The following is a 12,091-nucleotide window of genomic DNA, read 5'->3' as shown; positions in this document are numbered from 1 at the left end:
GTTCAACTGCGTTGTCAATGAGTGTTGTGTCGAATAGGAATAGAGGAGTTATGGGCCAGTCGGCTTACAGAACGCATTATGCCACCGAAGTGACCGAGGCTGAGATCGGCAAGAACGTTACCGTCTCAGGATGGGTTGATCGTAGAAGGGATCATGGCGGCGTAGCCTTCATCGATTTGCGTGATCAGACCGGCCTGGTTCAGATCGTTATCTACGACGAGGAAATCGCCCGACCTTTGCGAAGTGAATTCGTGGTCAAGATCGAAGGCGAGGTTCGCGCACGTCCGGATGGCAATGAGAACACGCATCTGGCGACCGGCAAGATTGAAATCGTGGCAAAGGATGTCACGATTCTTGCAAAGTCCGATGCTCTGCCTTTCCAGGTTTCCACAGCGTTGGAGAACGAATCCGAGAACAAGCTTCCCGGCGAGGACACCCGTTTGAAGTATCGCTATCTTGATCTGCGTCGTCCTGCCATGCAGCGCAGCATTCGCATGCGGGCGAAGATGAGCAGGGCTGCACGCGAGGCGCTTGACGAGATGGACTTCTGCGAAATCGAAACGCCTACCCTCATCAAGTCCACACCAGAGGGAGCACGCGATTTTCTGGTTCCTGCCCGTCTGATTCCTGGTTCATGGTACGCGTTGCCGCAGTCCCCTCAGCTGCTTAAGCAGCTGCTGATGGTGAGTGGATTTGAAAAGTACTATCAGCTGGCTCGCTGCTATCGTGACGAGGACTTCCGTGCCGACCGTCAGCCGGAATTCACCCAGCTCGACATGGAAATGAGCTATGTCGATCAGGAAGACGTCATGGCGATGGCCGAAAAGGTCATTGCGAATATCTGGAAGAGCGCAGGGTATGAGGTTACGCTCCCCATTCCGCGCATCTCTTGGACCGATGCGATGAACAAGTATGGTTCCGACAAGCCTGATCTTCGCTTCGGCAATCAGATCGTCGAGCTCACCGACTACTTCAAGAACACGCCTTTCCGCGTGTTCCAGAACCCATACGTTGGCGCTGTCGTCTACAAGGGTGGCGCATCTCTTCCACGTCGTCAGTTCGATGCGTGGCAGGAATGGGCAAAGCAGCGTGGAGCCAAGGGTCTCGCCTATGTTCAGTTCGAGGAGGACGGCAATCTCAAGGGGCCGGTCGCCAAGAATCTGTCGGAAGAGGAACGCAATGGCCTTCAGCAGGCAGTTCATGCCGAGAATGGCGATGCGGTCTTCTTCGCCGCAGGCCGTCGTGAAAGCTCGCAGCTGCTCCTCGGAGCGGTGCGTGTCGAGATTGCGCGTCGCCAGGGACTGCTCAAGCCGAACGAGTTCGCGTTGACGTGGGTTGTTGACTTCCCGCTGTTCAAGCAGGCAGATGATCCAGATGATGACGATGTGGCCGTTGGCCATTCCAAGTGGACTTCGATGCATCATCCTTTCACCATGCCAAGCGCTGACTGGATTGACAGCTTCGACAAGGATCCTGAGCATGCCATGAGTGACAGCTATGACATCGTGTGCAACGGCGAGGAAATCGGCGGAGGTTCTGTCCGTATCCATCGTGACGACATTCAAAACCGTGTTTTGAAGGTTCTGGGCATCACCCCCGAGGAAGCACAGGAAAAGTTCGGGTTCCTGCTTGATGCGTTCAAGTTCGGTGCACCGCCTCATGCTGGCATTGCGCTTGGCTGGGACCGCACGGCCCAGCTGCTCGCTGGCGTCGGCTCCATCAGAGACGTTATCGCCTTCCCGAAGCTTGGCAGTGGCCAGGATGCGCTTACGGGCGCTCCGGCACCGATCACCGATGCACAGCGTGCCGAGAGCGGCGTGGACTACGATCCTGACGAGGATGAAGACTGACATTCGTTCGTGATTCTTGAGCGTCTTCATCGATAGTGCCCTCGTTTCATCGTCTGGGCGACTACTGTGGTATTCCGAAGGGAATGCCACAGTTTGTATAACACGGTTTGTGAATAGCACGGTTTGTGAATATCGCAGCTTGGTGAATAGTGCAAGCAGATGCGTTTCACATGCGTGTGAGCACCAAGCAATGGTCTTATGAATCGGGGGGTTGTCATGTCTTCAGCAGACAAGAAGTTCACGGCGCGGCAGATGCGCGAAATTCAGGCTCAGCAGCTGCGCGAGCAGACACGGCATCATATCGGTGACCAGATGCGTCTGGTGCGCAAGGAATCATCCCAGTTGAGCTCCATCTGGGATGTCGATCCCGATGCTGCGTTGAAGTTTCATGCAGGTTTGGATCTTGGACAATTGGATTGTGGGTCAACGCCCGGCTTTGAAGGGCGAAAGGCGGATGCCAAGGAATTCGTTTCGTTAAGTTCCGGTGAAATCAGCAGTTTTCAGGAACAGCTCTACGCGAATGGCGTCAAAGGTTCACGTCGTCGGATTCTCATCATCTTGCAGGGCATGGATACGTCGGGCAAGGGGAGCATGGTCGAGCATGTGTTCCGTCAGACCAGCCCCATGGGAATCCATTATCACGGTTTTGCGGCACCTACCGACGAGGAACGCAACCATGATTTTCTCTGGCGCATCCGCAGAGAGTTGCCCAAGGATGGCTGGATATCCATTTTCGACAGGTCACAGTACGAGGATATTGTCATGCCACGCATCTACGGCACCTATCCGCGTATGATCTGGGAATCGCGCTATGGTGAGATCAACGATTTCGAGCATCGTCTGGCTGACGATGGATGTTCTATCATCAAGATATTCCTCAGCATTTCCAAGGATTTTCAGAAGAAGCGATTTCTGAAGCGACTTGACGACCCGACCAAATACTGGAAATTTGATCCAAGTGATCTGAAGGCTCGGTCACACTGGGATGACTATATGCACGCTTGGCAGGAAGTCATGGAACGAACATCCACCGACTATGCGCCGTGGCATGTGGTGCCAGCCAACCATCGCTGGTATTCAAGGGCGGCGCTTTCCCAGATTCTTCGAGCGAGAATGCAGGAGATGAATCTTGCATGGCCGCCCGCCGACTTCAATGTCGATGAGGTCAAGCAAGAATTGCTCGACTGACAATCTGGCAGAAAACCATTGTCGCTGCAGCATCTCTCGATACATAGCGAGCTACGGATAGTCTTGGTTGAAGTGAGCATTTACTGGAATATGGTGAGAGTGAGGTTGTCAGCGTGTCATCGTCTGCACTAGGATCTTCGGAGTCTTCATCGGGAGACGGTTCAGCGTCGATACTGCCAGAGGAAGAGCAGACGCTTCGAGACTTGATACCCATCGCCGGTGAGGATTCCAGAGCCATCGGTGCCGATGACATCTACGATCGTTTCTTCACCTGGGTGCAAGGACGCGGCATCACGCCGTGGCCACATCAGGAGGATGCCGTCCTGAGCCTGCTGTCTGGAAACCATGTAATCTTGAGCACGCCGACAGGATCAGGCAAGTCTCTGGTCGCTCTTGGCATGCACTTTGCGGCCCTTTGCACGGGCAGGCGCTCATATTACACGGCTCCCATCAAGGCGCTGGTGAGTGAGAAGTTCTTCGATCTTGTCAAGCTTCTTGGCCGCGACAATGTCGGCATGATCACCGGTGACACGCATATCAACACCGAGGCTCCAGTCATATGCTGCACGGCGGAAATCCTTGCGAATCAGGCTCTTCGCGAAGGTGCACACGCGAATGTCGGATGTGTCGCCATGGACGAATTCCATTATTACGGCGATTATGAGCGCGGCTGGGCATGGCAGGTGCCGTTGCTGACCTTGCGGCACACCCAATTTCTACTCATGTCAGCCACATTGGGCGATGTCAGCGATCTCGCGGCATCCCTCGAAGATGCTACAGCTACGGACGTCGATGTCATCGACGATGCTCCACGCCCGGTGCCTCTGAGCTTTGAATACCTTGACACACCATTGCCAACAACCTTGGAAACCCTTATAGGCAAGGGTGACACGCCCGTCTATATCGTGCATTTCTCGCAGGATGCAGCTTTGGAAACGGCTCAGGCACTTTCCAGCACAGGCATATCTGACAGGCAGCAGCGTGAGAAGATCAAGGAAGCGATCAAGGGAACGCGATTCACGACAGCCTTCGGTCAGATTCTGCAACGCTTGCTTCGAACCGGTGTCGGCATCCATCATGCCGGCATGCTGCCGCGATATCGCAGACTTGTCGAACAGCTTGCCCAGCAGGGACTGCTTCCGGTTATCTGTGGAACCGACACGCTTGGCGTGGGCATCAATGTGCCGATTCATACCGTCGTGTTCACGGCGCTGACCAAATATGACGGCCATCGGCAACGCCGTCTGCGTTCAAGAGAATTCCACCAGATTGCCGGGCGTGCAGGACGCATGGGCTTCGATTCAGAAGGGCTTGTCGTTGCCGAAGCCCCTGAATATGAGATTGAGAATGCCAAAGCAGTCGCCAAGGCCGGGAACGACCCGAAGAAACTCAAGCGAATCAAGCGCAAGAAGCCGCCGGAGGGTTTCGTCACCTGGAACGAGAGCACGTTCAGCAAGCTGATAGAGGCACAGCCGGAAAAGTTGACGCCGCATCTGAACATCACCCATTCGATGGTGCTGAACGAAGTGGCGCAGGGTGGTAATGCACGCCTGCGCGTAGACCGGCTGATTGACGATTCGCTGCAGACCGAACAGCAGAAAATGCAGCTGCACGAGCGTGCAGAAGCAATCTTCGAAACTTTGATTGACTCCGATGTGATCGAAATAGAGCAGGACGACGATGGCAACGATGACTACTTCACCACCGTCGATCTGCCAGAGGATTTCGCACTTGACCAGCCACTTTCACCCTTCCTGCTGGCTTCTCTCGAACTGCTGGACCCGCAGTCACCGACATACGCTTTGGACGTCATCTCGATGGTCGAAGCGACACTGGAAAACCCTCGCCAGGTATTGCGCGCACAAGAGCGGCAGGCCAAGGATCAGGCGATGATGACCATGAAAGAGGATGGTGTGGAATATGACGATCGCATGGATCATCTTGCTGAAATCACCTATCCGAAGCCTCTGGAAGAGCTGCTGGCATCGGCATACGAGCAGTATTGCAAGGATGTTCCCTGGGCCAACGACTATGAGCTGAATCCCAAATCCGTAGTCCGAGACATGGTGGAGACCGCATCCGATTTCAAGGGTTACATTGCCAGATACGGGATTTCTCGCTCCGAAGGTACGCTCCTGCGATACCTGAGCGATGCGTATAGAGCTTTGAGTCGCACGGTTCCAGTAGAAAAGGTAGACGAGCAGCTTCACGACATCATCTCATGGCTGAGAGTGGTGGTGCGTTCTGTCGATTCCTCGCTGGTTGACGAGTGGGAATCTGCAGGAGAGACCGAAAACAGAGGCGAAGGGCTTACGGTAGCGCCACCGTCGCGAGAGGCTCAGATCGTTGCCGACCGGCAAGGCTTGCAGGTGCTGATCCGCAATGCCATGTTCACTCGTGTCCAGCTCGTGGCTTTTGACGAGGCTGAAAAGCTTGGAAGCCTCGACTCCGAGTGGGGTTACGGGGTTCATCGGTGGGAAGACGCGCTCGATGACCTCTACGACGCTCATGAATCGATTGGCGTTGACAGCGAGGCTCGTTCCTCGAAATACATCACCTTTGACGAGCATCTCGAACGCAGCGAGCACCGATGGTTCGTCCGTCAGATTTTCGACGACGCTGAAGGCGACCATGACTGGGGGATAGCGGCATACGTCGATTTGGATGAAACGCAGGATCGTGGCGAAGCGGTGTTCGAGGATTATTCGGTTGGCCCAATCGAAGCATTGAATCAGGATTAGAGTGGGGCGTATGAGTCAAGATCTGTTCAGTGCCGCCGAAGTTCCCGAAGATGCCATGACCAGGCCGCTTGCCGTGCGCATGAGGCCTACCACCTTGCAGCAGGTACTGGGTCAGGCCCAGGCATTGAAGCCAGGCTCACCATTGCAACGGCTTGCCACACCATCGTCACAAGGTTCGGTTACCTCACCGAGTTCGGTTATTCTCTTCGGCCCTCCGGGAGTGGGCAAGACGACACTCGCCCATATCGTAGCGCAGCAGTCGGCACGCGAATTCGAAGAACTCTCCGCAGTGACTTCGGGTGTCAAAGACGTGCGCGAGGTTATACAGCGCGCCCGCGAACGCCTGGTGACGCAAGGGAAGGAAACGGTGCTGTTCATCGATGAAGTGCACCGTTTTTCGAAATCCCAGCAGGATGCCCTACTGCCGAGCGTTGAGAACCGCGACGTGACCTTCATTGCCGCAACCACTGAGAATCCGAGCTTTTCGGTTATCTCCCCATTGTTGTCGCGCTCCGTCGTCGTCAAGCTTGAATCGTTGGACGACGATGATCTTGCAACCTTGATTCATCGTGCAATCGAAGACAAGCGTGGCCTGGACCATCAGGTGAAAATCGATGATGAGGCGGTCGATCAGATCGTCCGTCTCTCTGGGGGAGATGCGCGCAAGGCGCTCACTATCCTGGAAGCTGCAGCGGGATCGATGACAGGTGACAAACAACGCATCAAAGGCAGCAGAAGGCCAATCATCAGACCAGACGTGGTGTCTTCAGTCATGGATATCGCAACCGTTCGATATGACAAGCAAGGTGACGACCATTACGACGTCATCAGCGCCTTCATCAAATCCATGCGAGGCTCCGACGTTGATGCGGCACTGCATTATCTGGCACGCATGATTCGAGCAGGCGAAGATCCGCGCTTCATCGCCAGGCGCATCATGATCGCTTCAGCCGAAGAGGTGGGCATGGCGGCACCTCAGATTCTGCAGACCACGGTTGCGGCCGCTCAGGCTGTGGCGATGATTGGCATGCCTGAGGCTCGAATCATTCTCGCCGAGGCTGTCGTGGCCGTAGCGACGGCACCGAAATCGAACGCCAGCTACAAGGCGATGGATGCCGCACTCGCCGACGTCGACGCCGGTCATATCGGTGAAGTGCCCCTTTACTTGCGCAACGCTCCCACCAAGCTCATGAAAGCGTGGGGCAACCATGAAGGCTACCAGTATGCCCATGATGCGCCCGGAGCCGTTGCCGAGCAGGAATACATGCCTGAGGAACTCAGAGGGCATGAATACTATCATCCCAATGATCGAGGCTACGAGCACGATATCGGTGCGCGTCTCAAACGCATTCGTGAGATTCTCCATGGTGACAAGCCGGGCAGTCCACACAAGAATCTATCGTGAATCCTGCAAGACACGGGAGCTGGAAAGCTGAGAGGGAGATGCAACAATCTCCGACCGTTGAACGTGAAGCGGCTAATACCGTCGAACGAAGTCAATTCCTATCTTGGTAATCCTTCTCGTGATACCTATGTCTGTTCTCGCTCGCCTTCACATGAGTCATTCGTGCGCAATCCGACGAAAGCAGACGAGATTATCGGAGGAGAACATGTCTGCACTTATGCAACATACGACGAACAGTACTATCTCGGCCGGTTCAACGGCTGCGGATGCTGCTGCAACTCACCACTCAATATCAAATAACTCAATGTCACACAATTCAGTTTCAGCACCGGACAGGCCTGTTTCGGCAACAGACGACCCTGTTTCGGCAACAGATAACGCTGTTTCAGCAATACATGATGCTGAATCGCAAGATTCCAAAGGCGACACCGTTGCAAGGCGACGCATCAACGCCCATTGGCGTCCCATCGACATCACGGTCACCTCGGTTATTGCCGTCGCATCCGGACTTGTCTTTTGGATGTTCGATCTTGTCGTTACTGCGCCTACAGCTTTTCTGGAGGGGCTTGTTCCCGGACTTTCTGGATTGATCAGTGGTTTCTGGTACATAGCCGGACCCTTGGCCATCATCATCGTGCGAAAGCCCGGCGCGGCAATCTACGCCGAAACCATCGGCGGGCTGCTGGAACTCGCGCTCGGCAACCAGTGGGGATTCTCCGGTTCGCTGGTGGCGGGTCTGGTGCAGGGCATCTTCAGCGAACTGGTGTTCGCCATCGTCATGTACCGTGTCTGGAACGCGTGGACTGCCACATTGTCCGGTCTGGTCACAGGTTTCGGCGGTGCGCTGTATGCACTGTTCATCTTGCAGTCTGGATTGAAGGCAACCGGAGGCTATGTGGTAACGAACATCGTGGCGAACTGCATTTCGGGCGCGGTGATTTCCGGAATTCTCATGTGGTATCTCGCCATCGCCATCGCCAAAACAGGGGCGTTGTCACACTTTGCATCCGGGCGCATGATCAGTGGCGGCATCCGCAGCTGACCGAGCTGTCACTCGCATTGCTCAAGGCAACATCGGCAGGGAAATGAATCGTCAGTCCTCAAACGGATAGGTCATTCCCCAGATATCTCTGATGTTGTCTTCCAACGTGACCATTCGCAGTGTGTCTTCATGTGTCATTTCAGGGCATTGAGTCTCTCCATCGAGAACCGCGTTGGCTGCCGAAGCGACTTCGTATTCATATCCCGTAAGCTGCTGGGGAATGTCAACGTGCTTGGAGAGGCGGTGCCCATCTGCATAGATGTCAATGCCATCGACGTTATTGATGTTGCTGCATATCATGTATCCCTTGCTGCCCCAGACAATGCCCTGTGCGTCGCTCATGCCCAGCATGGTGCAGGTCGAAACCCCCATGTGTCCATTCTCGTAATGCAAGGTCGTGGAGCTCTGCGCATCGACGCCGGTTTCGAAGAAGGAGGCGCTGCTTTCCAGCGACGACAGATGTTGAGGTCCCAGCACCATGTCGATGAAATTCAGCGGATAGATGCCAACGTCCAGAAGCGCTCCACCTGCAAGTGCCGGGTCGACCAATCGTTGAACACCGGTGAGCGGATAACCAAGATTTGCCGTGACTGTAGTGACATCCCCGATGACGTTTGACAGCAGCAGATCGTCGATTATCGAACGTGACGGCATGTAGCGCGTCCATATGGCCTCGGTGCAGAGCAGCCCAGTGGATTCCGCAACGCCAAGAACCGCATCCGCCTGCTCCCGGTTGGCAGTGAATGACTTTTCCACCAGCACATTCTTGCCATGGTTCATGCACAGTATCGCCTGCTCGGCATGGAAATTATGCGGCGTTGCTATGTACACCAGATCGACGTCATCGTCTTCGACCAGCTCCTCATACGATCCGTAATGCACAGGGATGTTGTAGCGACTGGCAAACGCTGCTGCACGACGTTCGTCACGAGCAGCGACTGCGTGCAGCGTCACGAGATTGCGATAGCGCTCGTCGTCCGTCATGGCCTGAATGGTCCTTGCCATGGCATTGGCTATGCTGCCGGCACCAAGAATCGCGATTGATACCGGCCTTCCCTCATCTTCGAAGGCTTTACGATTGCCGTTCATCCTGCTCATGAAATCCACTCCTTTGTTTCAAACCTGAGAATCAGCTTCACCCCTGAAAAGCTCTATGTATCTGGAATGGTTCAACAAGCGGTAGTAAGCGCTTGATTGAAGAATCATTCCAGAAGTTCACCGACTGAGTTCCTCTACTTCTAGAGAAACGTGATGCTTAGAGAATCTCGATGCTTTCAATCATAACCGGGTCAAGCGGTGCATCGCTAGGGTCTGTGGCAATGCCATCGAGAGCATCAACGACAGCCTTGGAAGCGTCGTCGCTGACCTCGCCAAAGATCGTGTGATGGCCATCGAGCCATGGTGTGGCCACGGTGGTGATGAAGAACTGTGAACCGTTGGTTCCATGCACCTCACCAGAAACCGGATCACGCTGAAGCCCTGCGTTGGCCATGGCAAGCAGGTATGGCTTGTCAAAATGCAGAGCGGGATCGATCTCATCGTCGAAGGTGTATCCCGGGCCACCGGTGCCATTCCCCAGCGGGCATCCGCCCTGAATCATGAAGTCCTTGATGATGCGATGGAAGGTGAGACCGTTGTAGAACGGCTCATTGCTCGCTTCGCCGGTGATGGGGTCTGTCCAGGTGCGTGTGCCGTTGGCGAGAGCGACGAAGTTCTTGACGGTCTCGGGAGCCTTGTCGTCGAAGAGTGAGATTGCGATATCACCAGATGAGGTGTGCATGATTATGTGTGTCATGATTCATAGTCTTTCACGCGAACCAGACCGTGCGATCAGTGACATACGCGTTCAGTGAAGTTCCACGACATGCCATGAATCATCATGCTCTCGATGCTCACCTAACCCTTTGCGTTTGTCCGTTGCCAATTGACCCTGACCGTTCGCCCGTTCCCCGTTCCCCTTCACCCCTTGCCCCTCGCTCGAAACACCGGTTGAAGCATATGCCCGTCTCGAAGGCTTACGGAGTAGAGTCGTATGGAATGACTGTGACAAGGATGACCAGTCGAGTTCATGGTTTGACACCAAGGGGAGTGGTTGCAGCATGGCCAAGGCATACATGATAGGTGCAGGAATCGGAAACCTTTCAGCAGCGGTGTATCTGATCCGTGATGGACATTGGGATGGCAGCGACATCACGATCATGGGGTTGGAGAAGCACGGAGCCAACGATGGCAATACCGTGCAGGAGTTCGAGAACGAGTTTGTAGTGGCGAACATCAACAACGCCCGTGGCTATGTCAATCGTGGCGGAAGAATGCTCAATGAGGAAACCTATGAGAACCTGTGGGACATCTTCCGCAGCATACCCTCGCTCAATGCTCCAGGAAAGTCCGTTACCGAGGAGATTCTCGACTTCGATCACGCCCATCCGACGCATGACGTTGGACGTCTGATAGATTCACTGAATGGCGTACGCAACAAGGGAGACAAGAACGACTACTCCCACATGCAATTCAACACGATGGACCGTCTGCTGCTCACCAAGCTCATGATGATGCCCGAATCGCAGGAGCGTTCGCTGAACGACGTGAGCATCGAACAGTGGTTCGCTTCAAGCCCACACATGTTCACCACCAACTTCTGGTATATGTGGGAGACCACCTTCGCCTTCAAACGAAACAGTTCCGCAATGGAACTCAGAAGGTATATGAATCGCATGATTCTTGAATTCAGCCGCATCAATACCCTCGCAGGCGTCACCAGAACCCCCTATAACCAGTATGAAAGTCTCATCATGCCTCTGCGGGCTTGGCTGAAGCATCAAGGCGTCCATTTCGTCAACAACCGTATGGTTACGGACTTTGAGTTCAAGGACACCACACTCCGCGATGAGATTGTCGTCACGGCGCTGAAGTACCGAAACGTCAATCCGTCCGAAGCCGAGGCAGACAACGAGACTCCAGAAGGAACGATTGACATTGAACCCGAGGATCTTGTCTTCGACACCAACGGTTCGATAACGGACAGCACTTCGCTGGGTGATCTCGACATCCCCATCGTGGAAGACATGAGCTATGCCCCGAGTGCAGCATTATGGAAGCAGGCCGCTGAACACTTCTACGATCTTGGCCATCCAGACAAGTTCTTCGGTGACCGCAACCAGAGCGAATGGACCAGTTTTACCGTAACCACCAACTCGCATCTGCTGATTAACGACATGTCGCAGATCACGCAGCAGCATCCTGGCAATGCCCTGAACACCTTCGTTGACAGCCCAGAGCTACTCTCGCTGGTGGTGCACCATCAACCTCACTACACATCCCAGAAAGAGAACGAAGGGGTGCTATGGGGCTACGCACTCTATCCAAGAGCCGTGGGACGATACGTCAGCAAGCCATTCATTGAAATGACCGGACGTGAAATGCTCGAGGAAACGCTAGGCTTCCTCGCCGCTGCGGACTCACGAACCGAAGGCATAGCCGACCATCACGATCAGATACTCGATTCGATAGTGAATGTGGTTCCCGCCCACATGCCCTATGCAAGCGCACTGTTTAACCAGCGTTCGGTCGGAGACCGGCCATTGGTGGTGCCGCGTCATTCCCGCAATCTGGCCTTCGTCAGCGAATTCGCCGAAATGCCCTTCGACATGGTATTCACCGAACAGTATTCGATTCGCTGCGCTCAGGTAGCCGTCTACAAGTTCCTCGGCATCCCGTCGTCCCAGCTCACACCCTTGCATCACTATGAAAAAGATCCGAAGGTTCTCTTCAAGGCCGCTCGAACCATGATGAGATGAACAATGGCATTGTATTCAGCCCGACAAGGCTCACATGATCCATCTTCGACCCGCAATATTGAGTTTTG

At 54.5% G+C, this 12,091-nt stretch carries 7 protein-coding genes, 1 pseudogene and 1 riboswitch; of the genes and pseudogenes, 6 read left to right on the top strand and 2 right to left on the bottom strand.

Going from position 1 to position 12,091, the window contains the following annotated elements:
- Positions 1–50: 50 nt before the first annotated feature.
- From aspS to QN215_RS05680, 5 genes are all read left to right on the top strand, one after another.
- Positions 51–1,850 (top strand): aspartate--tRNA ligase, encoded by a 1,800-nt coding sequence (gene aspS / locus QN215_RS05700; RefSeq protein WP_369345084.1) that lies wholly within the window; start codon positions 51–53, stop codon positions 1,848–1,850.
- A gap of 216 nt (positions 1,851–2,066) precedes the next feature.
- Positions 2,067–3,038 carry a PPK2 family polyphosphate kinase gene (locus QN215_RS05695; RefSeq protein WP_369343386.1) on the top strand — a complete coding sequence of 324 codons (972 nt, stop codon included), beginning with the start codon at positions 2,067–2,069 and terminating at the stop codon, positions 3,036–3,038.
- A gap of 170 nt (positions 3,039–3,208) precedes the next feature.
- Positions 3,209–5,779: a DEAD/DEAH box helicase gene (locus QN215_RS05690; RefSeq protein WP_404978518.1), complete on the top strand. Its 2,571-nt coding sequence runs from the start codon at positions 3,209–3,211 to the stop codon at positions 5,777–5,779.
- A gap of 10 nt (positions 5,780–5,789) precedes the next feature.
- The gene (locus tag QN215_RS05685; protein WP_369343385.1) at positions 5,790–7,184 is read left to right on the top strand and encodes a replication-associated recombination protein A; all 1,395 of its coding nucleotides are present in this window, start codon (positions 5,790–5,792) and stop codon (positions 7,182–7,184) included.
- 2 nt (positions 7,185–7,186) lie between these two features.
- A riboswitch (TPP riboswitch) is annotated at positions 7,187–7,291 on the top strand.
- Between the two features lie 197 nt (positions 7,292–7,488).
- On the top strand, positions 7,489–8,226 hold the full coding sequence (locus QN215_RS05680; protein WP_369343384.1) for an ECF transporter S component: 738 nt from the start codon (positions 7,489–7,491) through the stop codon (positions 8,224–8,226).
- Between the two features lie 51 nt (positions 8,227–8,277).
- Here the strand turns inward: QN215_RS05680 and QN215_RS05675 are convergent, their stop codons facing one another.
- Both QN215_RS05675 and QN215_RS05670 read right to left on the bottom strand, forming a co-directional pair.
- A complete protein-coding gene (locus tag QN215_RS05675) occupies positions 8,278–9,324 on the bottom strand; it encodes a Gfo/Idh/MocA family protein (protein ID WP_369343383.1) in 1,047 nt (348 codons plus the stop codon).
- A gap of 157 nt (positions 9,325–9,481) precedes the next feature.
- The gene (locus tag QN215_RS05670; protein ID WP_369343382.1) at positions 9,482–10,021 is read right to left on the bottom strand and encodes a peptidylprolyl isomerase; all 540 of its coding nucleotides are present in this window, start codon (positions 10,019–10,021) and stop codon (positions 9,482–9,484) included.
- Between the two features lie 298 nt (positions 10,022–10,319).
- On the opposite strand from QN215_RS05670, the pseudogene QN215_RS05665 reads away from it, so the two are divergent.
- Positions 10,320–12,023: pseudogene (locus tag QN215_RS05665) on the top strand (oleate hydratase); the annotation flags it as partial.
- Between the last annotated feature and the right edge of the window lie 68 nt (positions 12,024–12,091).

Source organism: Bifidobacterium sp. WK041_4_12, from assembly GCF_041080795.1.
Taxonomy (GTDB): Bacteria; Actinomycetota; Actinomycetes; order Actinomycetales; family Bifidobacteriaceae; genus Bombiscardovia; species Bombiscardovia aquikefiricola.
The sequence above is the reverse complement of the archived record's forward strand: the minus strand, read 5'-3'. Positions and strand labels throughout refer to the sequence as shown.